Source organism: Ectopseudomonas khazarica (assembly GCF_004521985.1).
Classification (GTDB): Bacteria; Pseudomonadota; Gammaproteobacteria; order Pseudomonadales; family Pseudomonadaceae; genus Aquipseudomonas; species Aquipseudomonas khazarica.
Map to the genome: position 1 here is coordinate 1 of NZ_SBHZ01000028.1, position 24,407 is coordinate 24,407.

The following is a 24,407-nucleotide window of genomic DNA, read 5'->3' on the forward strand; positions in this document are numbered from 1 at the left end:
TCTTGTGCCCCTCGCTGTCCCACAGGTGCACGCCACGGGCCTCGGTGATGATGCGCGGGCCGTTCTCGGCCAGCTGCTTGTAGTCACTGAACGGCGCCAGATGGTGGGCCTGGCTCAGGGCCTGCCAGTGTGCGGTTTTCGAGTTGTTCATGTCGCCTCCTTCGATCCGGGACATCACAGGTACCAGCGGTATTCACGCGGGCTGATGTCGTGCATGAAGGCCAGGTGATCCTGGCGTTTGTTCTCGCAATAGACCATGACGAACTCGCTGCCGAGGCCCGCCGCGACACGCTCGCTGGCTTGCATGCGGCGCACGGCGTCGAGCATGTCCTTGGGGAAATCGACGCCGCTGCTGCGGTCATCGTTGAGCGGTGCGATGGGCTCGACCCTGGCGTCGAGTCCCTGCTCGATACTGGTCAGCAACGCCGCCAGGACCAGATAGGGATTGGCGTCGGCACCGGGCAGACGGAATTCCAGGCGCAGGTTGCGGGTGTCCGACTCGGGGATGCGCACGCAGGCGTCGCGGTCCTCGAAACCCCAGCTGGCCTGGCTCGCCGAGTTCACCTGAGCGCCGAAACGGCGGTAGCTGTTGTGGTTCGGCGCGTAGATCGGCATCAGTTCCGGCAGCAGGCTCAGGCAGCCGGCCACGGCATGGCGCAGCGGACGCTGGTCGTCACGCGCCAGCAGGTTGTCACCCGCTTCGTCATACAGGCTGACATGCACATGCATGCCACTGCCGGGGTACTGCAGGTAGGGCTTGGCCATGAAGCTGGCGCGGTGGCCGTGCTGCAGGGCCACGCCCCGCGTGACCCGGCAGAACAGCGCGGACCAGTCGGCGGCCTGCATCGGGTCGGCGTTGTGGCTGAAGTTGATCTCGAACTGCCCCGGACCGATCTCGGCGGTGATCACCGTGGTGTCGATGCCCTGCAGGCGCGCGGTCTTGCTGATGTCGTCGAGCACCTCGGCGAAGCGCGACAGGCGCTCGATGTGCATGTTCGGCTGGTCGTCGGCGTCGCCACTGAGGTCATCACGCGGGTATTGCGGCAGGCCTTCCTTGAGCGCCTTGTCGAACAGGTAGAACTCCAGCTCGAACGCCACCACCGGACGGATGCCACGCGCCGCCAGGCGCTGCACCACCCGCGCCAGCACCTCGCGCGGCTCGAACTCGATGGGGGCGTCGGTGCCGTCGGAGCTGATCAGCATCTGCCCCAGCGGCTGGCGCTCCCAGGTCACCGGCTTGAGCGTGCCGGGAATCAGACGACGCGGCGCATCCGGGTCACCATCATGGAAGCAGTAGTCGCCGATCTCGTGGAGCCCGCCCTGAGCACCAAGCAGCACGCAGTTCTGCGGCAGTTTCAGGGCACTGCCGGCTGCGACCTTCTCCAGCATCTCGATGGGATAGCGCTTGCCGTAGAAATGCCCGGGAATATCCAGGCAGATCAGGTCGACGAAGCGCACCTCGGGGTGGGCCTGGCGAAATTGGCGGACTTCGTCGAGCAACTCGACTCGGGTGGCGTTCATGATGGTCATTTCCGGTCAACGGGAAGGTTCAGGTGTAGATCCACAGCACGCGCGCAGGCGCATCGCCCTGGTTGGCGTAGCGTAAACGCGCGTAGCTCGGGACCTGGAAGGCATCGCCCGGGTACAGGGTGGCGCTCTCTTCGTCCTCGCCCAGCCACAGCGTCAGCTGGCCCTCGAGCACGTAGCCGGCCTGTTCCGAGCGGTCGCTCATCTGCCGCTCGCCACTGCTGGCACCGGGCTCGAGCAGGCTGTCGACGACCATGAAGGCGCCCTGCAGGGTCGGCGATGCCATGATGTCGGTGATGCCGCCGGCCAGGTACAGGGTGCGACGCTCGTCCGGCCGGGTGACCCAGTCCAGCGCCTTGGGTTTGGGCAGGCTGTAGAAGTAGGTCGTCGGCACATCGAGGGCTTCGCTGATCGCGGTCAGGTCCGCGACCGTCGGGCGCGACAGGCCGCGCTCGACCTGGGAAAGAAAGCCCACGGAACGCCCGATACGCTCGGCCAGCTCATTGAGGGTGACCTTCTTGTGCTTGCGCAGGTCGTGGATGAGAACCGCCAGCGCGGCCATCTCCAGGTTCTTGTCCATGTCAGGGCTGTCCATTTCAGAAGCTGTCTCTCAGTCGATACCAGGCCTTGCCGATGGCCTCGAGCGGCGCAGCCAGACGTTCGCCAAAGGGAAAGTCGGGATTGCGCAGTTGCCGGTACAGCGCCAGCTCATCCTCGTTGCCGAGGATGGCGTCGCTCACCGCACGTGCCGCTGCCAGGGTCGGCAGCACGCCATGCCCGGAGAAGCCCTGCAGCCAGTAACGCCCGTTCTCCCCGCCGATGTCCGGCGTGCGCGCGCGGGTCACGTCGATATGGCCGCCCCAGGCGAAGTCGATGGCCACGCCAGACAGCTGCGGGAAGACACGCTCGAGAATGGGCCGGGTCGCCGCCGCCATGTCCTGCGGCAAGCCGCCCAGGTAGGTGCAGCCGCCGCCGAACAGCAGCCGGTGATCCGGCGTGCGGCGGAAGTAGTCGAGGACGAACTGATTGTCGGTGACGCAGGCATTGCGCGGCAGCAGCGCCTCGGCTCGCGCCGCCCCCAACGGCTCGGTAGCGATCTGGTAGGTGCCCACGGGCAGTATGCGTCGCGCCAGGCGCGGCTCCAGATGGTCAATGTAGGTGTTGCACGCCAGCACCAGGTCGCAGGCCTGCACGCTGCCTTGCTCAGTACGTACGCGGTAGCCTGCAGCATGCGCTTCCTGGCTCAGCGCACGGCTCTGCTCGAAGATGCGACCGCCGGCCGCGACGAATGCCTCGGCCAGGCCAAGCGCCAGCTTGAGCGGATTGACGTGCCCGGCCTGCGGGTCGTAGAGCCCGGCACGGTAACGCTCGCTGGCCACCCACTCCGGCATCTGCTCGCGCGAGACGAACTGCAGGGTACGGTGCCCCCACTTGCTCGCGGCCTCTTCCTGCCATTCGTGCAGTTGCGCCACGCGCCGGGGCAGCACGGCCGTCCACAGATGGCCACGGCGGTAGTCGCAGTCGAACGCATGACGCTGCGGCAACTCGCGCAGCTCGTTCGCCGCCCAGGCCATGCCGTCCCACAGACGCCGGGCACCCTCGATGCCAAGGGCCTTTTCCAGTGGCGGCATGTCGCACGACCAGCCCAGGATCGCCTGGCCGCCATTGCGCCCCGAAGCCGCCCAGGCCACGCGACTGGCTTCCAGCACGATGACCTGCAGGCCTGCCTCGGCCAGGCGCAGCGCGGTGTGCAGGCCGCTGAAGCCCGCACCGACCACCAGCACATCGCACTGCACCTCACCTTGCAGGCGCGGATGATGGCTCAGCCGGTCCTTGCAGCTATGGGCGTAGTAACTGTCGACGTGCTCATGGGCGTGGCGAAACATAGACGACTCATGAAATTTAAAATAATTAATTTCATGAAAATCTATAGAGATAAATTCACAAAGGCAAGTCAGGCGACTTGTTGCTGCAGCTCCATCGCGCATTCGAGATGGGTGAAAAGCCCCTCCTCTATGGCCTGCGCCAGTACCCGGCGCAGGCATTCGCTACCGAGAAAGGCGTCTCGTGCCGCGGCCGAGTGCCACTGCCCTTCGACTTCCCAGGTCAGCGGGTCGCCACGCAACGGCAGGACCCGCAGTCCCTGGCAGCCGGGAATGTCCCGGCCGATCTGATCTAGCCGGGCCAGGCACTGCCTCAACCGGACGGCGCGGTCGTGGCGAGCGCGAATGGTCATACGGTGAACGATGCTCATGGCAACCTCCTGGAATGGATCAATGCAGATCGGCAGCCTGTCGCTGCAGAACATGGGGTGCGGCTTGCGGATCGGCGAAAACCGCTTCGCCACCCGCTCGAGAATCGAGCCAGGCAGTGGCGAGCAACAAGAGTGTCAGTGGTGCGATCAGCCATTTGCTAGACATGTGGCGGGCTCCTTCGGACACGTGGGGCACCGCTTAGCGGGTGGCGTAGCTACTTCAAGCGTTCGCGCGACGCAGGGACACGGCGCGATGACTACAGAGATTAACCGCCAGGTCACGGCAGCGTTAGCCGGATACTGGCCGATCATTGCCTAAAACTGCACGATCCACCGCAACTCCATATCGCAGACCAGGACTGGTGGCATTCCTGAAACACTCTGTTTCAGGGGACGTTTGCCCATTACTGGCAAATATTTGCCTAATCCTGCGGGCGCCCATGACTTGCCTGAAAAACCTGGCTAGTCTTCGCAGACCTTCTGGAGGAGCGCCATGCAGTCACTCACCCATACCGCCACCAATCTCGACACTCCTCTTGCCGACCTCAGCCATGAAATGGCGCGCCTCGTCGAACGCTTCGTCCCGGAGGATGGCCTGCACCTCACCGCCATCCCCGGCCTCAAGCTGGCGCGGGCCACCACCCCGAGCCTGCCGATGCAGACGGTCTACGACCCCTGCCTGTGCATCATCGCGCAGGGGCGCAAGGAGATACGCCTGGGCGACGAGCTCTATGTCTACGATCCGCTGAACTACCTGGTGGCCTCGGTGGTGCTGCCGGTCACCGGCCGGGTGATCGAGGCCAGCCCGGAAGCCCCCTACCTGAGCCTGGCACTGGAGATCGACCCGGCGCTGATCAGCAGCCTGCTGACCGAGATGCCGCCCATCCCGGCACCCGACGCGGCCTCGCAGCGGGCGCTGTTTCTCGATCGCCTCGACCCGCGCCTGCTGGATGCGGTGATTCGCCTGCTGCGCCTGCTGGAGACCCCACGCGACATCGCCATGCTGGCCCCGCTGGCCCTGCGTGAAATCTTCTACCGCATGCTGCTCAGCCCGCAGGGACACCGCCTGCATGAAGTGGTGGTGGCCGACAGCCAGAGCCAGCGCATTTCGCGCGCCATCGAGTGGTTGCGCAAGAACTTCGATCAGCCGCTGCGCATCGAGGAGCTGGCCCGCGAGGTCAACCTCAGCCCCTCGACCCTGCACCATCGCTTCAAGGCCGTCACGGCCTTCAGCCCGCTGCAGTACCAGAAGCAGCTGCGTCTGCAGGAGGCACGCCGGCTGATGCTCTGCGACAACCTGGAAGCGGCGGCGGCCAGCTATCGCGTGGGCTACGAGAGCCCCTCGCAGTTCAGCCGCGAGTACAGTCGCCTGTTCGGCGACCCGCCACAGCGCGACATCGCACGCCTGCGCCAGGCGGCGCAGAACCAGGTCGCGTCCTGATCAGAGGCCCATCTGCTTGGCGATGATCTCGTTCATGATCTCTCGCGTGCCACCGCCGATGGAAAGGATGCGATTGTCGCGATACAGCCGTTCGACCAGCGATTCACGCATGTAGCCCATGCCGCCGAGGATCTGTACCGCATCGTAGGTCAGGCGATCGGCAATATCGGTGGCGAAGTTCTTGGCCATGGAGATTTCCTTGACCACGCTCCTGCCCGCCGCCATCTGCGCCGCCTGGCGGTACGTGAACTCGCGGGAGACCTCCAGCTGGGTGGCCATCTCGGCCAGGCGATGCTTGAGCACCTGAAACTTGCCCACCGGCTTGCCGAACGCCTGGCGCTCGCGGGCCCACTTCATCGATTCGTCCAGGGCCAGTTGCGCCGTCATGTTGGCCATGATCGCCAGGCTCAGGCGCTCGCTCTGGAAGTTGGCCATGATGCAGGCGAAACCGGCGTTCTCGACGCCAATCAGGTTGTCCACCGGCACCTTGCAGTCGTCGAAGAACAGCTCGGCGGTATCCGACGCCCACCAGCCCATCTTCTTCAGCTTGCGCCCCACGCTGAACCCCGGCGTACCCTTTTCCACCAGCAGCAGGCTGACACCGCCGAAACCTTCGCCACCGGTGCGCACTGCCACCGTGTAGTAGTCGGCACGCACGCCACTGGTGATGAAGGTCTTGCTGCCGTTGATGCGGTAGTGGTCGCCCTCGCGCACGGCACGGGTCTTCAGGTTGGCCACATCGGAACCACCGGACGGTTCGGTGACCGCGAGCGCCATGATCTTCTCGCCAGCCAGCACCTGGGGCACCACGCGCTCGCGAATGGCCGGCCTGGCCCATTTGAGTACCGGCGGCAAGCCGATGTCCAGAGAGCCGAGCCCCGCCACCAGGCCACCCGAGCCACAGCGCATCAGTTCTTCGCTGGCGGCGACCTTGGCGAATACGTCACCTTCGTGGCTGCCGCCGTACTGCTCCGGATAGCCGATGCCGAGAATTCCTGCCGCCCCTGCCTTGAGGTACAGCTCGCGGGGAAACTCCTCGGCCTCTTCCCAGTCGTCGATGTGCGGAAGGATCTCGCGCTCGACGAAACGCCGAACGGAGTCGCGAACCAGTTGGTGGGATTCATCGAAATACGACTGAAGGGCGGCCATGCGGGTACTCCCGTTATTGTTTTGGCCACCCTAACCTAGCGCTTGCTTGGTTTTCAAGCGAGCGTTTCATTTCTGCCCGCGCAGCGCGCGCCTGACCCGTACCTGCATGGCATAGGCTGGCTCCTCGACAGCCTCGAAATCACGGGTGTAGCGCTGGGCGAATCCGCTGCTGCCCCACTCGCGATACTGTCGTACGTGCCAGAGTTCGTGCGCCCAGAGGGCAGCATCCTGGCCGGCGGCATCAGCGCTGCGAAACACCACCACATCGATCAGGGTCACGGCCTGCACGTCCGGGTTGCGCAGCATGACGCTGGCAGCGTCCATCGCGTCGGTGCTACCCACGCGAAAGCGCACCTCGTCGAGCAAGGCGTCATCGTAGAACGGCGCAAGCTGCGCGCGAATCATCAGGGGTATCGGCTCGGTACCTGCACTCAGGGCCGCCTGGCGTGACTGCTGCAGCCAGGCTTCTAGGTGTGTGGCGGCCAGGTTCAGGCCATCTTCACGCACGCGGGCCGGATCGGGCACACACAGACAGCTCTGCCCCAGGCAAACCGGGATCTGGCCGAGCGCGCACTGCGCACTTGCCGCAACCGGTATCCCGAGCAGGAGCGCCAGCGCGACACGGCGCACGAAGTCGCGGCCCATGGGCAGCGCGCAGCGTGGGTGCGAAGGGTCAGAGCGTGATCGGACGTCGGCCGGCGAGGGCGTGCGCCAGCGTGCCGCCGTCGACCAGCTCCAGTTCGCCCCCCAGCGGCATGCCGTGGGCGATGCGCGAAGCGACCAGGCCCTTGCCGGTAAGGATCTGCGCGATGTAGTGCGCCGTGGCCTCGCCTTCCACGGTCGGGTTGGTAGCGAGGATGACCTCGCTGAAGGCACCGGCGTCGATGCGCTCCAGCAGCTCGGGAATACCGATGGCTTCCGGCCCCAGGCCATCGAGCGGCGACAGGTGCCCCTTGAGCACGAAGTAGCGCCCGCGATAGCCGGTGTGCTCGACGGCGTAGACATCCATCGGGCCTTCCACCACGCACAGCAGGCTGTCGTCGCGACGCTCGTCGGCGCACAGGTGGCAGATGTCATCCTCGCTCAGGCTGCGGCAACGCTTGCAGTGTCCCACCCCTTCCATCGCCGCATTGAGTGCCTGCGCCAGGCGCTGGCCGCCACTGCGATCACGCTCGAGCAACTGCAGAGCCATGCGTTGCGCAGTCTTCTGCCCCACACCAGGCAGGATGCGCAGGGAGTCGATCAGCTGGCGAATCAGAGGACTGAAGCTCATGGTGTTCCTACAGGTTGATAGCCCGGATGCGCTCCGGGGAAACGGGCCAGGCAACAGGCCCGGCTGGCCTCAGGCCAGGCACTGAGGCCAGCCACCACCCTGCGCGCACGAGCGCCATGTCAGGCGTGGTGATCAGACGACGCACGGGGCAAGGCGCAGGTGGACGAGGAAGCGCCGTATGCTGGAGCGCATGCGAGTTCCGCGTCCGCCTGCAACACCGCCCTGTGCGTCGGCTGGACGGCACGAGGCCGGTCAGAAAGGCATCTTGAAGCCTGGCGGGAGCTGCATGCCGGCCGTCATGCCGGACATCTTCTCCTGGCTGTTCTGCTCGACCTTGCGCACCGCATCGTTGACGGCCGCGGCGATGAGGTCCTCGAGCACTTCCTTGTCTTCCTGCATCAGGCTGTCATCCAGGGTGATGCGCTTGACGTCATGACGACCGGTCATCACCACGCTGACCAGGCCGGCACCGGACTGGCCGGTGACTTCGGCATTGGCCAGCTCTTCCTGCATCTTCTGCATCTTTTCCTGCATCTGCTGGGCCTGCTTCATCAGGCCTGCCATGCCACCTTTCATCATGTCGGTATCCTCGGGTGTTCGTGTTAACGGGAGGTGTCGAGTGGTTCGATACTGTCGTCGCGCACCTTGGCGGCGAACTGCTGGATCATCTGCTGCACCAGCGGATCGGCCTGGATCGAGGCCTCGGCACTGCGCTGGCGCTCGGCACGGCGACGGGCCGCCGCCTGGGCCGGTGTCTCTTGCTCGGGCTTGCACAGCTCGATACGCAACTTGATGCTGCGCCCCTGCTGCTGATTCAAGGCATCGTTGAGACGCCGCTGCTGGGTCGGATTGAACAACGCACTGTGCGCCGGGTCCAGGTGCAGCAGCCAGTCATCGCCGTTGGCCTCGATCAGCGTACAGTTGGCCGCGATGCTGCCGGTCATGCCGCCCAGACCCAGTTGCGGGAACAGGGACAGCCACTCGGCGGCCAGGCCCGTGGCGGGCTTGGCGGCGGGCAGAGGCTCTTCGACCTGCGGCGCCGCGGCTTCGCTCTGACCGAAATCGTAGTCGAGCGTTTCGGCGTCCATCTCGACGTAGTCGTAGTCACCGGGCGGCGGTTCATCGTCGCCAGCGTCAGCGTCGGCCTCTGCCTGCACGATCGCATTGGCGACCGGGGGCACGACCTCGGCCGCCAGCGGCGCCACGACAGGCGCCGACGGCGCTGCCACGACTTCGGGCTGGGCAACGGCAACAGCTTCTGGCGCCTTGGCGGTGTCCCAGGGCAGATCGACGACGGCTGCAGGCGCGACGGGTGCTGCTGGCTCTGGCTCTGGCTCTGGCTCTGGCTCTGGCTCTGGCTCTGGCTCTGGCTCTGGCTCTGGCTCTGGCGGCAGGCTGGCGGCGGTTTCGGGCGTGTCAACGACCGCTACCGGCGCGTCCGCTACCGGCACGTCCGCAACCGGCGCAGGTTCGCTCGCGGCCGGCACAACGCTCGTGTCCGGTGCCACGGCAGCAGGCTCGGCGGCCGCCGGCATGGCAGGCGCAGGCGCTACCGGGGCAGCGGCAGGCGCCGGGGCAGAAACGACAGGAGCCGGCATAGCGGTGCCGGCCACTGGGTTCGTCCGGGAATCAGCAGTGGCCTGGCTGATCCCCAACGGCTTTAGCGTGACCCTGGGAGCATCGTCGGCTCCCGCAGGGCGGAAGGCCAGCATGCGCAGCAGGACCATCTCGAAACCACCGCGCGGCTCAGGCGCCAGCGGCAGATCGCGACGGCCGATCAAACCCATCTGGTAGTAGAACTGCACATCCTCGGCAGGCAAGGCCTGGGCCAGCTGCAGCACGCGCTCGCGGTCACCCTGACCGTTGTCCACCGCGTCCGGCAGCGCCTGGGCGATGGCCACGCGGTGCAGCACGTTGAGCATCTCCGCCAGCACGCCATTCCAGTCCGGGCCCTGCTCCGCCAGATGACGCACGGCTTCGATCAGTGCGCGCGCATCGCCTTCGATCAGCGCGTGCAGCACGCCATAGACCTGGCCGTGATCCAGCGTGCCGAGCATGGCACGCACATCGGCGGCCAGCACCTTGCCTTCACCGAAGGCGATGGCCTGGTCGGTCAGGCTCATGGCATCGCGCATCGAACCATCGGCGGCGCGCCCCAGCAGCCACAGGGCGTCGTCTTCGAACGGCACGTTCTCGGCGCTGAGGACATGGCTCAGGTGCTCAACCACCCGCTCCGGCGGCATGTTCTTCAGGGAGAACTGCAGGCAGCGCGACAGCACGGTGACCGGCAGCTTCTGCGGGTCGGTGGTGGCGAGCAGGAACTTGACGTGAGGTGGCGGCTCTTCCAGGGTCTTCAACAAGGCGTTGAACGAGCTGGTGGAGAGCATGTGCACTTCGTCGATCAGGTAGACCTTGAAGCGCCCACGGGTCGGCGAATACTGCACGTTGTCGAGCAGCTCGCGGGTGTCCTCGACCTTGGTACGACTGGCGGCGTCCACTTCGATCAGGTCGACGAAGCGCCCCTCGTCGATCTCCCGGCACACCGAGCAGGTCCCGCAGGGCGTGGAGCTGATGCCGGTCTCGCAGTTCAGGCACTTGGCGATGATCCGCGCAATGGTGGTCTTGCCCACCCCACGGGTACCGGTGAACAGGTAGGCGTGGTGCAGGCGCTGGCTGTCCAGGGCATTGATCAGGGCTTTGAGCACATGGGTCTGGCCGACCATTTCGCGGAACGAGCGCGGACGCCATTTACGTGCAAGAACCTGATAACTCATGGAAAACCGTCATGTGAGGAAAGCAAAAGTGGGCTAATCCTAGCGGAGCGACCGGCAAATTGCATCCGCCAACCGAGCCACTGAAAGGGCCCCTTGTCGAGTTGCGAAACAGTGCTGTTCATTTATTGCGCAATACAGTATGATTCGCGCCGTTCGTACCAAGCTGCAAGTCATCCAGGCCCTCGCGCCTCCCCGCTGGTTTCCCGGTTCAACGTCTAGCGCATGCCTGCGCAGCCGCCCTCCCCGATCCCACCTGCTGACTGATCAGGCCGACTCGCCACTCACATTCATTGGCGCAGTTCCTCCGCCTGCCTCCGACGTACTGACCACGCCGAAGAACCGTAACAATGGAACTTTATCGTGCTAATACAGCTCCGATCGGTTGACTGCTATGGCCGCTTTTCGGCCAACCCCATGGAGCGACACCACGCGCAACGAAGCGCACATGCTTTAAAGGAAACACTTAGAAAAATGCATACTCAACATCAGATTCAGAAAGCCATCAGCACGCTGACCCACGCCTTCGCCCCGTTCGACTGCCGTATCCAGGCAGCGCGCAAAGGCAGCTTCAGCTTCACCCTGGTCGACAAGACCGGCATTGCCCAGTACAGCCAGCGCCTGTACCCGGGCCAGTACGGCGACGACTCGCTGCAACAGGTGATCGAGCGCACCCGCCAGTCGCTCATCGCCTGAACCTATCGCTCATCCTGAGGTCCAAACTGGCCAATCTCAGGATGGAGTAGGTCATGGAATTCACCAACCAGCAACTCGTCGATCACCTGTTCACCCCGCTGCGTGCCAACTTCAGCTCCCCACGGCCGGACGGCAGCGTCATCCTCGCCCTGCTCGACGAGAGCGACAGTACCGTCTACAGCCGCGTGCTGGCCAAGCCACAGCTCGACGACCAGAACGCCTTCGCCCAGAGCCTGGAAGACATCCGCCTCGAACTGGCCGTACGCGCTGGCAACATCCCTGCCGAACTGCGCAAGACGCTCAAGGAACAGGACAGCGTACTGAGCTATCGCACGGCCTGAATCAGACCGCCGTCAACAGAGCGCCCGATGCCATTGGCATCGGGCGTTTTCGTTCATGGCGCAATGATCGCCGCATGCTGCGCGAGTGCGCATGGACGGCTACGGAACGGCGGTGGCGAGCAGGCGGCAGCCCTGGCGATGCGCGCGCAAGCCAAGGAAAGATGATCGAGATGGGGAATCGCAGATTGGAGGCGAGCCCTGCCAGCCACACCCCGGCACACGATGTTCCCGCTGTGGCTGCTCCCTTCCGGGCCTGACCAGGTTCACAGGTAATCGTTGCGAGGGGACCGACAGGACCCACCATCACGCAGCCCGTCATTGCGACGGGCCGCGCCATTGTAACGACTAAACGCAAAGTTACAACCGGTTCAAACACTTAGATGCGTTGCAGCACCCTCTCACACGCGAAAACGCCCCACCAGCTGCGCCAGACCGTGGGACAGCTCGGACAGGTGCTGACTGGCCCGCGTGCTCTGCTCGGAGGTCTGCGCCGCCTCGTTGGAGAGGTCACGAATATCGCTGATGTTGCGGGCGATCTCCTCGGTCACGCTGCTCTGCTCCTCGCACGCCGTGGCGATCTGCGCGGCCATGTCGTTGATGCGCTGCACCGACTCACCGGTGACGTTCAACGCCTGGTCGACGCCGGCAGCCTGATCGACGCTCTGCCGTGCCCGCTCGCTCCCGGTATGGGTCGCCTTGACCGCGTTCTGCACCCCGACCTGCAAGCGCTCGATCATGCCCTGAATGTCCTTGGTGGACTCCTGGGTACGCGCCGCCAATGCCCTGACCTCGTCGGCCACCACCGCGAAGCCTCGCCCCTGCTCGCCGGCACGTGCCGCCTCGATGGCAGCGTTGAGCGCCAGCAGGTTGGTTTGCTCGGCGATGCCCTTGATCACGGCCAGCACCGCGCCGATGTTGGCGGCTTCCTGCTCCAGGGTCTGGATGGTGGAGGAAGCGCTCTCCACTTCCTGCGCCAGCTGACGGATCGAGGCGATGGTCGCCCCCACCACCTCGGCCCCTTCGCGTGACTGTTGCTCGGCACTGCGCGCTGCATCCGCGGCATTCTGCGCATTGCGCGCCACCTCATGCACGGCCGTGCTCATTTCCGTCGCGGCGGTGCTGACCTGGTCGACCGCCGCATGTTCACTGCTGATCAACTGGTCATTGGCTGCCGCCAGACCGGCAAGGTTCTTCGCCGAGTCGGCCACCTCGTCGGTGACCCGCCCCACTTCCTTGATCAACGGCTGCAGCTTGTCGAGGAAGCGGTTGAAGGCATGGCTGAGCTGGCCCAGTTCGTCCTTGGACAGCACGTCGAGACGCACGCGCAGGTCGCCATCGCCATCGGCGATCTGCTCGATGCGATGCAGCAGGCTGTGCAGGGGACGCGTCACCAGCAGCGGGAAGCCGATGACCAGCAGCAGGCAGACGGCCAGCCCCACGGCAATGACGATGCCCTGCTGCCAGGCCAGTTCTTCGCCACGGGCGATCGCCGCAGTGCCCACGGCGTTGGCGGAGCTGTCCTCCAGTTCGCCGAGCTTGTTGATGGCGCCACGCATCACCTCGAACTGCGCCTCGCTGTCACCGAAGCTGAGGTGGCTGGCCTCCTCGGGGTTGCTGGCGGCCAGCTGCAATACTTTCAGGGAAGTGGCTTTCCACAGTTCGAAGCCGCGATCGAACTCGGCGACCAGCGCCATCGCTTCGCTGCCGGGCTGCATGTCCGCGAACTTGTGCACGCGGTCATAGGCCTGCTGCAGGTTCTCGGTGTGCGCGGCGCGCAGCTCCTCGAGATGGCTCCCCGAATCCTCGTCGAGCATGCTGCGCTCGGCGATGAACGCCTGGTAGAGATCCCGGTCGGCATTGAGCAACAGGCTGATGCCTGGCAGGAAACGGTTGGTCAGGGTCGTCGAGGAATCGGCCACCTGTGTGATGCCACGCATGCCGAGCACACCCATGGCCACCAACAGGGCCGCCAGAAGGAGAATGGGCAGGGCGATTTTCCAGCGAAAACCAAGGTCAGTGAAGGCACGCAGCATGATTGCACTCCAGTATCAATCAGGTAAGAGCAAGCATAGTCGAGGCTGGCAAAACTGATTCGTCAGCCTTCCTGGCCGTGAGCCTAGGCACGAAGGCTTAACACTTCGTTAAGCCCGATCAGGGTGCGTAATGCGGTTGCACAGGCTTGGCTCCCCTCTCCCATTTATGGGAGAGGGGCTGGGGGAGAGGGCTGAAAATGCCGCAAAGCTGCCAGTGCCCCCTCTCCGAACGCGGCCCGCCCTAACCCTCTCCCCAACGGGGCGAGGGGACTCGCGTCCGACCACCTTTTATGTGGACAGCATTCCGACCAGGGTCCCGGCTTTTTTATCCACCACCCGGAACCACCCGACCCGCTGCGACACTAAGCCCTATCGGAAGTGTCTGCCACGGCACTCCCGGGCTGTATCTTTTGTGCTAGCTTTCCCTCGTTTTCGGCTGTCCAGGGCGCGAGCCAGGGCACCGAACCCCTCATCTGCAAACGGAGTTACATCATGGCAATCACCAAAGACCAACTGATCAGCGACCTGGCCGAGGCCGTTTCCCTGCCGAAAGCCACTGTCCGCACCCTGATCGATCAGCTGGGCGAAATTGTCGGCGACGCGCTGGAAAACGACGGTGAGATCACCCTTCCTGGCATCGGCAAACTGAAGGTGAGCGAGCGTCCGGCCCGCACCGGCCGCAACCCGCAGACCGGCAAGAGCATCGAGATCGCGGCCAAGAAAGTGGTCAAGCTGGTGCCTGCCAAGGCGCTGAGCGATGCGCTGAACTGATTGTCTGCCGGCCCGGACGCAATGCCGGGCCGGTCTGTTTCAGCTTACTTCAGTACATTCAACTCGGTGACGACGTAGCGGCTCCCCCGCTGCTCCACCTGAAAGCTCACCTTCTCCCCGCCTGAAACGCCTTCCAGCAATTTCGGCTCGCCCACCTCGAACACCATGGTCATCGGCGGCATGCCGACGCTGGCGATGGGGCCGTGACGCAGGGTGATCTTCTGTGCGGCGATGTCCACCTTGCGCACCTCGCCCTGGCTCAGCGGCGCGGGTTCGGCGGCCTGCAACGGCAGGCTGAACAGGGTGGCCAGGGCCGTGATCATCAATGTGCTCTTCATACGTGCATTCCTCCAGCAGGTCATTCGGCCAGCACCTGGATGCGGCCAGTCATGCCGGCCTGGTAATGGCCGGCGATCAGGCAGGCGAAGTCGAACTCGCCTGCACGGTTGAACGTCCAGATCATCTCGCCGCTCTGCCCGGGCGCGACATGCGCCATGTAGGGCTCGTCGTGCTCCATGCCGGGAAACCTGGCCATCATCGCAGCATGCTGATCCAGCTCGGCCCGGGTGCCGATGACGAACTCATGCAGCAACTGCCCGTCGTTGTGATGAACGAAACGGATGGTTTCGCCCTGCCTGACCTGCAGGCGATCCGGTGTGAAACGCATCTGGTCGCCCATGCGGATGTCGATGCTGCGGTCGACCTGTGCAGCGCTGCCAGCGATGCCCCAGGGCTTTTGTTCCATCGGCATCGCCGCAGCATCGTGAGTGCCATGGGCTTCGCCGTGGGCAAGTGCCAACGGGCTATTCAGGACGCCACCCAGCGTCAGGGTCAGGGCAAGAAGCGATAGGGTTTTCATTCAGGATGTTCCTCGATTGGTCTGCTGACCGGGCCGCGCGTGGCAGCCCGGCGTGTTTTCAATGCCCGGCATGGCCACCGGGTTTGCGTACCTGCACGTCCACCGGCGCCTCGACCGGCCGCTCGAGCGGCATCGACTGGCCGCCGCCGTCATGCGTGCGGCTCGGCTCGGCCAGGGCGCCTGTCCACTCGTAGGCCTGCGAACCAGGCGGATGCCTGAACCAGCCCGGATTGCGGTAATCACCAGCGGCCTGCTCCTTGCGCACCTTGAGCAGGGTGAACATGCCGCCCATCTCCACCGAGCCGAAGGGCCCGTCACCGGTCATCATCGGCACGGTGTTGTCCGGCAGCGGCATCGGCATCTCCGCCATGTCGGCCATGCCGCGCTCGCCCATCACCATGTAGTCGGGCACCAGCCTGGCGATCTTGCCGGTCATGTCGCGGTGATCGACGCCAACCAGCGTCGGCACGTCGTGGCCCATGGCATTCATGGTGTGGTGGCTCTTGTGACAATGCAGTGCCCAGTCGCCCTCCTCGTTGGCGATGAACTCCACCTGACGCATCTGCCCCACCGCCACGTCGGTGGTCACTTCCGGCCAGCGCGAAGCGAGTGGCGTCGGCCCGCCGTCGGTGCCGGTCACCTCGAATTCGTGGCCGTGCAGATGGATCGGGTGGTTGGTCATGGTCAGGTTGCCGACACGCAGGCGCACCCGCTCGCCCTGACGCGCCACCAGCGGATCGATGCCGGGAAACACGCGACTGTTGAAGGTCCACAGGTTGAAGTCGAGCATCTGCATGATCTTCGGCGTGTAGGCGCCGGGCTCGATGTCGTAGGCGTTGAGCAGGAAGCAGTAGTCGCGGTCCACCTCGCTGATCAGCGGGTGGTGCTCCCTGGGGTGGGTGACCCAGAACCCCATCATGCCCATGGCCATCTGCACCATCTCATCGGCATGCGGGTGGTACATGAAGGTGCCGGGCCGGCGCGCGACGAACTCGTAGACGTACGTCTTGCCCACCGGGATCGCCGGCTGGGTCAGGCCCGAGACGCCGTCCATGCCGTTGGGCAGGCGCTGGCCATGCCAATGGATGCTGGTGTGCTCGGGCAGCTTGTTGGTGACGAAGATGCGTACCCGGTCGCCCTCCACCACCTCGATGGTCGGCCCCGGTGACTGGCCGTTGTAGCCCCACAGGTGAGCCTTGTAGCCGGGCGCCAGCTCGCGCACCACCGGCTCGGCGACCAGGTGGAACTCCTTGACGCCGTTGTTCATGCGCCACGGCAGCGTCCAGCCGTTGAGCGTCACCACCGGGTTGTAGGGGCGCCCGCTGCCTGGCTGCAAGGGCGGCTGGGTATCGGCGCTGGCCTGCAGCACCGGCTCGGGCAACGCGGCCAGGGACACCCGGCTGACCGCCGAGGTGGCGACCGCCGCACCGATGGCACTGGCGCCGAGAAAGAAATCACGTCGTGAAACCATGTCAGCAGATCCTTGTTCAGTGGCCGCCAGCGGCCGGCTCGGTACTGGCGACTGGCGCCGCGGCGAGCGTGGGATTGGGTGTGCCCAGCAGGGCCATGTCGAGGTCGGCGCGGGCCAGCCAGAAATCACGCTGCGCCTGCAGATAGCCATCCACCGCCAGCACCTGGCGACGGGCGTCGGCAAGCAGTTCGAAGGTGCTGATGAACATGCCGTTGTAGCGCAGCAGGTTTTCCTCGGCCATGCGCTGGCGCAGCGGCAGGACCTCGACGCGATAGTGGCGCGCCAGTTCGAAGGCATTGCGATAGACCTGGTAGGCCTCGCGCACCTGCGAACGGGCATTGATCGCCGTCTCGGCAGCCCGGTTGAGCGCCTGGCGATACTGCGCCTCGGCCCTCGCCACCTTGGCGCCGCTCCAGTCGAACAGCGGCAGTTCGACGCTGATCTCGTAACCGCGCTGGGTCGGTTCCTCGTTGGAGCGGTTGTTGACCACGCCCAGCTCCAGCACGTTGACGAAGCGCGTGGTGCGCGTCAGCCCAAGGTTCTGCGCCAGCCGCTCGACGTCCAGGCGCATCGCCTGAATGTCCTGGCGCTGGTTCATAGCCAGGCGCTCCACCTCCGGCAGTTCATCCGCCGCATCCGGCAACGGCGGCAAGCGCTCGGGCAGGCGATAGGCAATCTGCTCGCCCCACAGGCCGAGCAGCCGGGTCAGCCGCTCGCGGCTGGCCACCCGCGCCTGTTCGGCACGCAGTACGGCGATCCCCGCCTCGGCATAGAAGCCCTGCTGCTCGGCCTGCTGCAACTTGCTGAAGTTGCCGACCGCCGCCAGCCGCCTGGCCAGTTCGGCGCCGGCTTCGGCGGCCTCCAGCACCTGCCGCGCGTAGACCAGCCCCTCCTCCGCCGCGACCGCCTGGTACCAGGCCTTGCGCGTCTCGCTGGCCAGCTCGACCACCGCCAGGCTGGTGCGGCGCTGCAACTGCTCGAAGCGCCTGCCTTCGAGACGCGAGGTCATCGGCAAGGCGATCAACCGCGCCAGGTTCAGGTGCAGGCCGCGCTCGTATTCCACTTCGCGGCCTTTCTCCAGGCGCCCGTAGGAGAAACCGGGATTGGGCAGGCGCCCGGCCTGTACCCGCTCGGCTTCGCCAATGCCCAGCTCGTCGAATGCAGCCTGCAGGCCGCGATTGTTGAGCAGGGCCAACTGCACCGCCGCATCGAGGTTCAGCGGCTCGGCCAGCAGTTCGCCGACGCGCGCCTCGATCTGGCTGCGCCCGGCGTCGTCGCGCGCCCAGAGCACCTGCTTGTCCAGCTGACGTTCGGCGCCTTGCTGCACCGCGTCGAATCCGCCGTCCTCGCTGAAGCTGGCGCAACCGGCCAGCAGCGACAGGGCACAGAGCAGCGCCAGGGGTTTAATGATGGTCATGACCACCTCCCGAAGCAGGCTCGGCAGATGACTCGGCCGGCTGTGCCCAACCCTCCATGCTGTAGGTACGCCAGCCGCCGATACGACCGACCTGGTCGTTGGCCTCGCGCCAGTCCTGCAAGGGTTCGTCGGTGTGCGTGCGGTAGTCGCTCAACGGCGACTGGTAGACCTGTGCCGGCACCGCGGCAGCGGCATCCAGCGGGTCGGGCTGGACGGCCAGCAGCACGCCGGGCAGCGCCAGGGCAACGGCACCCAGCGACCACCCGGCAATCGGATGAAACTTCATGATGTGTTCTCGCGTAGGGCGGCCAACCGGCCGCATGAGCTACAAGCGCCGGTCTACGGCGCTAACCTCGGGGGCTCAGGCGAGAAAAGGACGCGGGGGGCGTTCAGGCGTGTCAGCCACGCCGATGACGAGGCGATCGGGCCAGGCCATGGGCGGCTCGGCGCTTCGCGCGATGCTGTGATTCAGGAACGGCTCGCCGGGCGCGGCGACACCGACGCAGAAGGCGCACAGGGTGCAGACACCGCCATCAGCGGCGGGCGCGGCATCCTGCTGCAGGTCAGACGCGTCGGCCGTGACCATGCCATGGGCCATGCCGGACGCGCCATGCTCCGTCATGTTCATCGACATGACGCTGCTGCGGTGAACCTGCTGGCAAAGTTGCATGCCGAGCGCCGCCATGGCCTGTGTCGGCAAGGCCAACATCAGCATCCAGATCAGGGCGGTACGCAGGGTCTTGCGCATAAGAGGTCGTGCAGCCGGTTCAGCAAGCGATATTCGGATTATCCTTACGCCGGGCGCTTTGTCCAGCGCTACAAGGTCAAATGCCCGGCGTACAGGCCATAGCCGGCCACCACGGCGGTCAGCAGCACCGCGCTGAAGATCAGCCATTCATGGGGCCGGAACAAGGCCTGGCCCAGTTCGCGCTTGGCCCGCTGGAACAGCAGCACGCCCGGCGCGTAGAGCAGCGCCGACAGCAGCAGGTACTTCACCCCGCCGGCATACAGCAGCCAGGCGGCATACAGAATCGCCAGCAGACCGACCAGCAGATCCTTGCGCCGTACTGTGGCTTGCGCCTCGTAGGTCTCGCCACGCACCACCAGCAGCAGCGCATAGACCGACGACCACAGATAGGGCACCAGGATCATCGATGACGCCAGGTAGATCAGCGACAGGTAGGTGCCCTGAGCGAACAGGATGATCAGCAGGAACAACTGGATCATCGCGTTGGTCAGCCAGAGCGCATTGGCAGGTACCTTGCTGGCACTCTCCCTGCGCAGGAAGGCCGGCATGGTGCCGTCCTTCGCCGCGACGAAGAGGATCTCCGCGCAGAGCAGCGCCCAGGACAGCAATGCACCGAGCAGCGAGACGGCCAGGCCGACGCTGATCAGCACCGCGCCCCAGCGCCCCACCACATGCTCCAGCACACCAGCCATCGACGGGTTCTGCAATGCGGCCAGCTCGGGTTGGCTCATCACCCCCAGCGACAGCAGGTTGACCAGCATCAGCAACGCCAGCACCCCGAGAAAGCCGATCACCGTGGCCGTGCCGACATCCCTGCGCCGTTCGGCACGCGAGGAATACACGCTGGCCCCCTCGATACCGATGAACACGAACACGGTGACCAGCATCATGTTGCGCACCTGCTCCAGCACGCTACCGAACTGCGGGTTGCTGCGCCCCCAGATATCCCGCGTGAAGACGTCGCGATCGAACGCCAGGCCGACAATGACGATGAACAGCAGGATCGGCACCAGCTTGGCCACCGTGGTGACCAGGTTGATCAGCGCCGCCTCCCTGATCCCGCGCAGCACCAGGGCATGCACGCACCACAGCAACACCGAGGCGCAGCCGATGGCCAGGGGCGTATTGCCCTCGCCGAAGGCCGGGAAGAAATAGCCCAGCGTCGAGAACAGCAGGACGAAGTAACCGACGTTGCCCAGCCAGGCGCTGATCCAGTAGCCCCAGGCCGAAGAGAACCCCATGTAATCGCCCAGACCGGCTTTGGCATAGACGTATACGCCACCGTCCAGCTCCGGTTTGCGATTGGCCAGGCCCTGGAACACGAACGCGAGCGCCAGCATGCCCACCGCCGTGATTCCCCAGCCGATCAGCACCGCACCGACATCCGCCCGGGCGGCGATGTTCTGCGGCAGCGAGAAGATCCCGCCACCCACCATCGAGCCCACCACCAGCGCAGTGAGCGCACCCAGGCTCAGTTTTCGACTTCCGTCCGACATGGCGGTCCCTCTGCGAGCTACCGCCAAACTCTAGACCAGAGCGGTGAACCTACCAGCACACTTCCCCGCTCAGCCCAGCATGGTCACGTGATGCGGGTGGCTGGCCACGCGATCGAGCCAGGCACGCACCGCCGGGAAGGCTTCGAGGCTGAAGCCGCCTTCGTCCGCGACATGGGTATAGGCATAGAGCGCGATATCGGCGATGGAGTAGTGCTCACCGACCAGGTAGGGCGTGCGTTCGAGCTGCCTCTCCATGACCTTGAGCGCCTTGTAGCCGAGTTTCAGGCAGCGCGCGTGCTCCTCGCGCCGCTCCTCGGGCATCCCCTGGTAGAGCTGGATGAAGCGCGCCACCGCGACATAAGGCTCATGGCTGTACTGCTCGAAGAACTGCCACTGCAGCACCTGAGTACGCAGGCGCGGCTCGCTGGGCAGGAACTCGCTGCCGTCGGCAAGGAAGTTGAGAATGGCATTGGACTCCCACAGGCAGGTGCCGTCGTCCAGCTCCAGCACCGGAATCTTGCCGTTAGGGTTCTTCACCAGGAAGGCTTCGCTCTGCGTCTCGCCCTTGAGGATATCGATGGGAATCCACTGGTACGGCTTGCCCAGCAGATGCAGCATCAGCTTGACCTTGTAGCAGTTGCCCGAACGGTAGTCGCCATAGACCTTGAACATCGCGTTGCCCTCCCTATCAATCCTCGCGGCAAGCTCGCCGCCAATCACCCTGCCTGCCGGAGCTGCCGTGCCCGGAGCACTCGCGGCTCACGCCGCGCCTGCAGGCAAACAACCCTCACGCACCCTGCGCAGCACGGATCACCGCAGCCAACCGGCGCAAACCCTCGCCCAGGCGCTCCGGCGCCACATGGCTGAAGTTCAGTCGCAGATGCCCGGGGTTGGCGTCCGGGTCGATGAAGAACGGCTCGCCCGGCATGAAGGCGACATTCTGCGCCAACGCCGCATCGAGCAGCGTACGGGTATCGAGCGGCTGCTTCAGGGTCAGCCAGAAGAACAGGCCGCCCTGCGGAACCTCCCACTCGGCGAGATCGCCGAAATGTTCCAGCAGCGCACCCTGCATGGCGTCGCGGCGGATACGGTAGAAGTCGCGCAGCTCGGCCAGGTGGCCACGGTACTGCTCGCTGCCCAGCCACTGCAGCGCCTGCCACTGACCGATGCGGTTGGTGTGCAGGTCGGCCGACTGCTTCAGGCGCAGCAGGTGCGGGTACAGGTCCCTGGTGGCGATCAGATAGCCCACGCGCAGGCCCGGCAGCAGCGTCTTGGACACGGTACCGGTGTAGATCCAGCTGGCTTTGCGCAGGTGGCTGACGATGGGCGTGGCGCTGCCGGCATCGAACACCAGCTCGCGGTACGGCTCGTCCTCGATCAGGGTCACGCCGAATTCGTCGAGCAGCGCCGCCACGGCCTCGCGCTTGGCTTCGCTGTAGCGCGTGGCGGACGGATTCTGGAACGTCGGGATCAGGTAGGCGAAAGCCGGCTTGTGCTGTTCCAGGCGCTGGCGCAGCACGGCCAGCTCGGGGCCGTCGGCCTCCTGCGGCACGCTGATGCAGTCGGCACCGAACAGCTGGAACGCCTGCAGCGCCGCCAGGTAGGTCGGCGCCTCGAGCAGCACTTCGGTACCCGGATCGATGAACAGCTTGGCGGCCAGGTCCAGCGTCTGCTGCGAGCCACTGACGATCAGCACCTGGCTGGCATCGCACGGCACCCCCAGGGCACGCGCCTCGGCAGCGATGGCTTCGCGCAGCGCCGGCTCGCCTTCGCTCATGCCGTACTGGCCCATGCTCGCCGGCATCTCGGCCCAGTCCACCTTCGGCAGCATCGGCTCGGCCGGCAGGCCACCGGCGAAGGACATCACCTCCGGACGCTGCGCCGCGGCAAGAATTTCACGGATCAGGGAGCTTTTCAGGCGGGCGATGCGTTCGGAGAAGGCCATGGTGTGTCCTGGGGTGCCAAAGTCGTTTAATTAAGTCAAACTGCTTGACCGAAACTACGCCGCCACCCAGAGATACGTCAATATGACTGACCTAAAAAATTTCTCCGAGAAATTTTTAACGTCGCCCGGCGACAGCCCCCAGGGTGGCCTCAATGGTGCGCAGGTCATGCGCAATTCCGCCGCCCAGCAGGCCGCCATGGAGGCCTTCTTCTTCGGCTATCAGGCCTTCACCGCCAAGCCCGACGAGATGCTGGCCAAGCGCGGGCTGTCGCGCGTGCACCACCGCATCCTGTTCTTCATCGCCAAGTACCCGGGCCTGAACATGAGCGAACTACTCGGTTACCTGGGCGTCAGCAAGCAGGCATTGAACATGCCGCTGCGCCAGCTGATGGAGATGCACCTGGTGCAGAGCGAGGCGGCAGCGGACGACAAGCGCAAGCGCCTGCTGGTGTTCACGCCGGAGGGCGCCAAGCTGGAACAGGCCCTGCGCCGGGAACAGGCCCGCCTGTTGCAGCGCGCGTTCGCCGAAGTGGGCGAAGACGCCGTGCAGGGCTGGCTCCAGGTCAACCTGGCCCTGGCCTCCAGCCACAGCAACTAGTCCGGGCCGCGGCCCCTGTAGCTGGCCTTCTGCAACCATCCATCGCCGATTTGACGCAGCGATTGCGTCATGGCCGCCTCCTCTGCGAACATATGCGAATCATTATCAACTCAACTTAGATCTCGCGAGGGGCGTGTGTCGGTCCAGGACTCCAGCAATCAGCAGTTGGTCGGCCTGCTCTACCGCGATCACCGCGACTGGCTGTTCGGCTGGCTGCGCAAGAGCCTGAACTGCGCGCAACGCGCGGAAGACCTGAGCCAGGACACCTTCGTCCGCCTGCTGGGGCGCACCGAGCTGCACAGCCCACGCGAACCCCGCGCCCTGCTCACCACCATCGCCAAAGGGCTGCTGGTCGACCAGTTCCGACGCAATGCCCTGGAGCGCGCCTACCTGGATGAACTGGCACTGGCCCCCGAGGCCGTGCAACCCAGCCCGGAAGAACAGGCGCTGGCCCTGGAGCAGCTGGCGGAGATCGATCGCCTGCTCGGTCAGCTGTCGAGCAAGGCGCGCGCGGCATTCCTCTACAACCGCCTGGACGGTCTCGGCCATGCCGAGATCGCCGAGCGTCTGGGGGTCTCCCCTTCCCGCGTGCGCCAGTACCTCGCCCAGGGCCTTCGCCAGTGCTATGTCGCGCTGTATGGGGCACCGCAATGAGCCAGGTTTCGGCTCGCGCCCTGGATGAGGCGATCGCCTGGCAGCTGTGTCTGGGTTCGGGCAATGCCAGCGAGCAACAGCACCGCGAGTTCGCCAGGTGGCTGGCCGCCCACCCCGAGCATGGCCTGGTCTGGCGCCGCCTCGGCGGGATCGATCAGCAACTCGCGGCGGCCAACACGCCCCTGGCGCGCCGTGCGCTGCTGCAAGGCGGCATCAACCGCCGACGCAGCCTGCGTCGCCTGGGCGGTGGCACCCTCGGCCTGCTGCTTGCCGCCGGCGTCGCCCTGACCCTGCTGGCCCAGCAGCGCCCGCTGGACGACTACCTGGCCGACTATCACACCGCCAGCGGCGAGCAGCGCGACCTGTTGCTCGCCGACCGCAGCCAGGTGCGCCTCAACAGCCGCAGTGCGCTGGACGTGGAGTTCGACGCCAAAGAGCGTCGCCTGCGCCTGCGCAGTGGCGAGATCCTGATCCAGACAGCCAAGGGCGATACGCGCCCGTTCATCGTCGAGACCGAGCAGGGCCGCCTGCACGCGCTGGGCACGCGCTTCCTGGTGCGCCGCGAAGGTGCGGCGACCGAGCTGATCGTCCTGCAGTCGGCCGTCGCCGCCAGGCCGCAGGCGGCCACCGAGGAACGCATCATCCACAGCGGCGAGCAGGTGCGCATGGACCGCCATCACCTGAGCGACAGCTCGCCCGCACCGGTCGGCGCCGACGCCTGGAGCCGTGGCATGCTGGTGGCGGACAACCTGCCGCTGCAACAGCTGATCGACCAGCTGGGCGAATACCGCAGCGGCTACCTGGGCCTCGATCCGAGCCTGAGCGGCCTGCGCATCAGTGGCAGCTTCCCGCTGCACGACAGCGACAAGGCACTGGCCGCCATTGCCCTCAGCCTGCCCGTGCAAACCGAGCGACTGGGCCCCTGGTGGACTCGCGTGGTGCCCCGGGAAAAATAGTTTTCCC

27 protein-coding genes, 1 other RNA gene and 1 pseudogene are annotated in these 24,407 nt (G+C 65.5%); 7 read left to right on the plus strand and 22 right to left on the minus strand.

Features of this window, described 5'->3' with window-relative positions; all coding sequences use genetic code 11:
- The 6 genes and pseudogenes from EPK82_RS25075 to EPK82_RS24860 form a co-directional block, all read right to left on the minus strand.
- Positions 1–151: pseudogene (locus EPK82_RS25075) on the minus strand (aspartate aminotransferase family protein); the annotation flags it as partial.
- Positions 152–174: 23 nt separating this feature from the next.
- Entirely contained in the window at positions 175–1,521 is a 1,347-nt protein-coding gene (locus EPK82_RS23880; protein ID WP_134678269.1) for a glutamine synthetase family protein, read from the minus strand.
- Positions 1,522–1,549: 28 nt separating this feature from the next.
- Positions 1,550–2,107 carry a helix-turn-helix domain-containing protein gene (locus EPK82_RS23885; RefSeq protein WP_037054449.1) on the minus strand — a complete coding sequence of 186 codons (558 nt, stop codon included), beginning with the start codon at positions 2,105–2,107 and terminating at the stop codon, positions 1,550–1,552.
- Between the two features lie 16 nt (positions 2,108–2,123).
- Positions 2,124–3,413: an NAD(P)/FAD-dependent oxidoreductase gene (locus EPK82_RS23890; RefSeq protein WP_134678270.1), complete on the minus strand. Its 1,290-nt coding sequence runs from the start codon at positions 3,411–3,413 to the stop codon at positions 2,124–2,126.
- Positions 3,414–3,481: 68 nt separating this feature from the next.
- Positions 3,482–3,781: an antibiotic biosynthesis monooxygenase gene (locus EPK82_RS23895; protein WP_134678271.1), complete on the minus strand. Its 300-nt coding sequence runs from the start codon at positions 3,779–3,781 to the stop codon at positions 3,482–3,484.
- A 19-nt stretch (positions 3,782–3,800) separates the two neighbouring features.
- Entirely contained in the window at positions 3,801–3,947 is a 147-nt protein-coding gene (locus tag EPK82_RS24860; protein WP_167494402.1) for a hypothetical protein, read from the minus strand.
- A gap of 327 nt (positions 3,948–4,274) precedes the next feature.
- Here EPK82_RS24860 and EPK82_RS23900 point away from each other — a divergent pair, with 327 nt between their 5' ends.
- Complete coding sequence (locus EPK82_RS23900) at positions 4,275–5,222, plus strand: AraC family transcriptional regulator (protein WP_037054258.1); 948 nt, start codon at positions 4,275–4,277, stop codon at positions 5,220–5,222.
- On the opposite strand, the gene EPK82_RS23905 is transcribed toward EPK82_RS23900, so the two are convergent.
- The 5 genes from EPK82_RS23905 to dnaX all read right to left on the minus strand — a co-directional run bounded on the left by EPK82_RS23905 (position 5,223) and on the right by dnaX (position 10,418).
- Positions 5,223–6,371: an acyl-CoA dehydrogenase family protein gene (locus EPK82_RS23905; RefSeq protein WP_134678272.1), complete on the minus strand. Its 1,149-nt coding sequence runs from the start codon at positions 6,369–6,371 to the stop codon at positions 5,223–5,225.
- Between the two features lie 66 nt (positions 6,372–6,437).
- Positions 6,438–7,016, minus strand: coding sequence for an eCIS core domain-containing protein (locus EPK82_RS23910; RefSeq protein ID WP_134678273.1), 579 nt, complete (start codon positions 7,014–7,016; stop codon positions 6,438–6,440).
- Positions 7,017–7,044: 28 nt separating this feature from the next.
- Entirely contained in the window at positions 7,045–7,644 is a 600-nt protein-coding gene (recR, locus tag EPK82_RS23915) for a recombination mediator RecR (RefSeq protein ID WP_037054265.1), read from the minus strand.
- Positions 7,645–7,896: 252 nt separating this feature from the next.
- Positions 7,897–8,223 (minus strand): YbaB/EbfC family nucleoid-associated protein, encoded by a 327-nt coding sequence (locus EPK82_RS23920; protein WP_003460931.1) that lies wholly within the window; start codon positions 8,221–8,223, stop codon positions 7,897–7,899.
- A gap of 23 nt (positions 8,224–8,246) precedes the next feature.
- A complete protein-coding gene (dnaX, locus tag EPK82_RS23925) occupies positions 8,247–10,418 on the minus strand; it encodes a DNA polymerase III subunit gamma/tau (protein WP_134678274.1) in 2,172 nt (723 codons plus the stop codon).
- A gap of 471 nt (positions 10,419–10,889) precedes the next feature.
- Between dnaX and EPK82_RS23930 the strand changes: the two genes are divergently transcribed.
- On the plus strand, positions 10,890–11,111 hold the full coding sequence (locus tag EPK82_RS23930; RefSeq protein ID WP_037054270.1) for a hypothetical protein: 222 nt from the start codon (positions 10,890–10,892) through the stop codon (positions 11,109–11,111).
- 53 nt (positions 11,112–11,164) lie between these two features.
- Entirely contained in the window at positions 11,165–11,452 is a 288-nt protein-coding gene (locus tag EPK82_RS23935; protein WP_037054273.1) for a DUF3509 domain-containing protein, read from the plus strand.
- Positions 11,453–11,648: 196 nt separating this feature from the next.
- Here EPK82_RS23935 and ffs read toward each other — a convergent pair.
- Both ffs and EPK82_RS23945 read right to left on the minus strand, forming a co-directional pair.
- Positions 11,649–11,745: signal recognition particle sRNA small type (gene ffs, locus EPK82_RS23940), an RNA gene on the minus strand.
- Between the two features lie 105 nt (positions 11,746–11,850).
- Positions 11,851–13,485, minus strand: coding sequence for a methyl-accepting chemotaxis protein (locus EPK82_RS23945; protein ID WP_037054275.1), 1,635 nt, complete (start codon positions 13,483–13,485; stop codon positions 11,851–11,853).
- Positions 13,486–13,977: 492 nt separating this feature from the next.
- Here EPK82_RS23945 and EPK82_RS23950 point away from each other — a divergent pair, with 492 nt between their 5' ends.
- Positions 13,978–14,256: an HU family DNA-binding protein gene (locus EPK82_RS23950; RefSeq protein ID WP_037054278.1), complete on the plus strand. Its 279-nt coding sequence runs from the start codon at positions 13,978–13,980 to the stop codon at positions 14,254–14,256.
- Between the two features lie 44 nt (positions 14,257–14,300).
- On the opposite strand, the gene EPK82_RS23955 is transcribed toward EPK82_RS23950, so the two are convergent.
- The 9 genes from EPK82_RS23955 to EPK82_RS23995 form a co-directional block, all read right to left on the minus strand.
- Positions 14,301–14,594: a copper-binding protein gene (locus EPK82_RS23955; protein WP_047589530.1), complete on the minus strand. Its 294-nt coding sequence runs from the start codon at positions 14,592–14,594 to the stop codon at positions 14,301–14,303.
- Positions 14,595–14,614: 20 nt separating this feature from the next.
- Positions 14,615–15,115 (minus strand): cupredoxin domain-containing protein, encoded by a 501-nt coding sequence (locus EPK82_RS23960; RefSeq protein ID WP_134678275.1) that lies wholly within the window; start codon positions 15,113–15,115, stop codon positions 14,615–14,617.
- Between the two features lie 58 nt (positions 15,116–15,173).
- On the minus strand, positions 15,174–16,586 hold the full coding sequence (locus tag EPK82_RS23965) for a multicopper oxidase family protein (RefSeq protein WP_134678276.1): 1,413 nt from the start codon (positions 16,584–16,586) through the stop codon (positions 15,174–15,176).
- Positions 16,587–16,602: 16 nt separating this feature from the next.
- Positions 16,603–18,003, minus strand: a complete 1,401-nt coding sequence (locus tag EPK82_RS23970; protein ID WP_134678277.1) for a TolC family protein — start codon at positions 18,001–18,003, stop codon at positions 16,603–16,605.
- Positions 17,990–18,289: a hypothetical protein gene (locus EPK82_RS23975; RefSeq protein WP_037054292.1), complete on the minus strand. Its 300-nt coding sequence runs from the start codon at positions 18,287–18,289 to the stop codon at positions 17,990–17,992. Before EPK82_RS23975 ends, EPK82_RS23970 begins: the two co-directional genes overlap by 14 nt.
- Before the next feature lie 75 nt (positions 18,290–18,364).
- Positions 18,365–18,751: a hypothetical protein gene (locus EPK82_RS23980; protein ID WP_037054295.1), complete on the minus strand. Its 387-nt coding sequence runs from the start codon at positions 18,749–18,751 to the stop codon at positions 18,365–18,367.
- A 68-nt stretch (positions 18,752–18,819) separates the two neighbouring features.
- Positions 18,820–20,247, minus strand: a complete 1,428-nt coding sequence (arcD, locus tag EPK82_RS23985; RefSeq protein ID WP_037054299.1) for an arginine-ornithine antiporter — start codon at positions 20,245–20,247, stop codon at positions 18,820–18,822.
- 69 nt (positions 20,248–20,316) lie between these two features.
- On the minus strand, positions 20,317–20,919 hold the full coding sequence (locus EPK82_RS23990) for a glutathione S-transferase family protein (protein WP_134678278.1): 603 nt from the start codon (positions 20,917–20,919) through the stop codon (positions 20,317–20,319).
- A gap of 115 nt (positions 20,920–21,034) precedes the next feature.
- Positions 21,035–22,192: an aminotransferase-like domain-containing protein gene (locus EPK82_RS23995; RefSeq protein ID WP_134678279.1), complete on the minus strand. Its 1,158-nt coding sequence runs from the start codon at positions 22,190–22,192 to the stop codon at positions 21,035–21,037.
- Between the two features lie 82 nt (positions 22,193–22,274).
- Here EPK82_RS23995 and EPK82_RS24000 point away from each other — a divergent pair, with 82 nt between their 5' ends.
- The 3 genes from EPK82_RS24000 to EPK82_RS24010 all read left to right on the plus strand — a co-directional run bounded on the left by EPK82_RS24000 (position 22,275) and on the right by EPK82_RS24010 (position 24,400).
- A complete protein-coding gene (locus tag EPK82_RS24000) occupies positions 22,275–22,790 on the plus strand; it encodes a MarR family winged helix-turn-helix transcriptional regulator (RefSeq protein ID WP_047584269.1) in 516 nt (171 codons plus the stop codon).
- A 135-nt stretch (positions 22,791–22,925) separates the two neighbouring features.
- A complete protein-coding gene (locus tag EPK82_RS24005) occupies positions 22,926–23,444 on the plus strand; it encodes an RNA polymerase sigma factor (protein WP_037054308.1) in 519 nt (172 codons plus the stop codon).
- Positions 23,441–24,400 (plus strand): FecR family protein, encoded by a 960-nt coding sequence (locus tag EPK82_RS24010; protein WP_134678280.1) that lies wholly within the window; start codon positions 23,441–23,443, stop codon positions 24,398–24,400. The genes EPK82_RS24005 and EPK82_RS24010 overlap by 4 nt, the downstream gene beginning before the upstream one ends.
- Positions 24,401–24,407: the final 7 nt, after the last annotated feature.

Bases quoted from the DNA above. Each gene is read 5' to 3' on its own strand.
- EPK82_RS23880 (WP_134678269.1), bottom strand. From the start codon at position 1,521: ATGAACGCCACCCGAGTCGAGTTGCTCGACGAAGTCCGCCAATTTCGC.
- EPK82_RS23885 (WP_037054449.1), bottom strand. From the start codon at position 2,107: ATGGACAAGAACCTGGAGATGGCCGCGCTGGCGGTTCTCATCCACGAC.
- EPK82_RS23890 (WP_134678270.1), bottom strand. From the start codon at position 3,413: ATGTTTCGCCACGCCCATGAGCACGTCGACAGTTACTACGCCCATAGC.
- EPK82_RS23895 (WP_134678271.1), bottom strand. From the start codon at position 3,781: ATGAGCATCGTTCACCGTATGACCATTCGCGCTCGCCACGACCGCGCC.
- EPK82_RS24860 (WP_167494402.1), bottom strand. From the start codon at position 3,947: ATGTCTAGCAAATGGCTGATCGCACCACTGACACTCTTGTTGCTCGCC.
- EPK82_RS23900 (WP_037054258.1), top strand. From the start codon at position 4,275: ATGCAGTCACTCACCCATACCGCCACCAATCTCGACACTCCTCTTGCC.
- EPK82_RS23905 (WP_134678272.1), bottom strand. From the start codon at position 6,371: ATGGCCGCCCTTCAGTCGTATTTCGATGAATCCCACCAACTGGTTCGC.
- EPK82_RS23910 (WP_134678273.1), bottom strand. From the start codon at position 7,016: ATGGGCCGCGACTTCGTGCGCCGTGTCGCGCTGGCGCTCCTGCTCGGG.
- recR (WP_037054265.1), bottom strand. From the start codon at position 7,644: ATGAGCTTCAGTCCTCTGATTCGCCAGCTGATCGACTCCCTGCGCATC.
- EPK82_RS23920 (WP_003460931.1), bottom strand. From the start codon at position 8,223: ATGATGAAAGGTGGCATGGCAGGCCTGATGAAGCAGGCCCAGCAGATG.
- dnaX (WP_134678274.1), bottom strand. From the start codon at position 10,418: ATGAGTTATCAGGTTCTTGCACGTAAATGGCGTCCGCGCTCGTTCCGC.
- EPK82_RS23930 (WP_037054270.1), top strand. From the start codon at position 10,890: ATGCATACTCAACATCAGATTCAGAAAGCCATCAGCACGCTGACCCAC.
- EPK82_RS23935 (WP_037054273.1), top strand. From the start codon at position 11,165: ATGGAATTCACCAACCAGCAACTCGTCGATCACCTGTTCACCCCGCTG.
- EPK82_RS23945 (WP_037054275.1), bottom strand. From the start codon at position 13,485: ATGCTGCGTGCCTTCACTGACCTTGGTTTTCGCTGGAAAATCGCCCTG.
- EPK82_RS23950 (WP_037054278.1), top strand. From the start codon at position 13,978: ATGGCAATCACCAAAGACCAACTGATCAGCGACCTGGCCGAGGCCGTT.
- EPK82_RS23955 (WP_047589530.1), bottom strand. From the start codon at position 14,594: ATGAAGAGCACATTGATGATCACGGCCCTGGCCACCCTGTTCAGCCTG.
- EPK82_RS23960 (WP_134678275.1), bottom strand. From the start codon at position 15,115: ATGAAAACCCTATCGCTTCTTGCCCTGACCCTGACGCTGGGTGGCGTC.
- EPK82_RS23965 (WP_134678276.1), bottom strand. From the start codon at position 16,586: ATGGTTTCACGACGTGATTTCTTTCTCGGCGCCAGTGCCATCGGTGCG.
- EPK82_RS23970 (WP_134678277.1), bottom strand. From the start codon at position 18,003: ATGACCATCATTAAACCCCTGGCGCTGCTCTGTGCCCTGTCGCTGCTG.
- EPK82_RS23975 (WP_037054292.1), bottom strand. From the start codon at position 18,289: ATGAAGTTTCATCCGATTGCCGGGTGGTCGCTGGGTGCCGTTGCCCTG.
- EPK82_RS23980 (WP_037054295.1), bottom strand. From the start codon at position 18,751: ATGCGCAAGACCCTGCGTACCGCCCTGATCTGGATGCTGATGTTGGCC.
- arcD (WP_037054299.1), bottom strand. From the start codon at position 20,247: ATGTCGGACGGAAGTCGAAAACTGAGCCTGGGTGCGCTCACTGCGCTG.
- EPK82_RS23990 (WP_134678278.1), bottom strand. From the start codon at position 20,919: ATGTTCAAGGTCTATGGCGACTACCGTTCGGGCAACTGCTACAAGGTC.
- EPK82_RS23995 (WP_134678279.1), bottom strand. From the start codon at position 22,192: ATGGCCTTCTCCGAACGCATCGCCCGCCTGAAAAGCTCCCTGATCCGT.
- EPK82_RS24000 (WP_047584269.1), top strand. From the start codon at position 22,275: ATGACTGACCTAAAAAATTTCTCCGAGAAATTTTTAACGTCGCCCGGC.
- EPK82_RS24010 (WP_134678280.1), top strand. From the start codon at position 23,441: ATGAGCCAGGTTTCGGCTCGCGCCCTGGATGAGGCGATCGCCTGGCAG.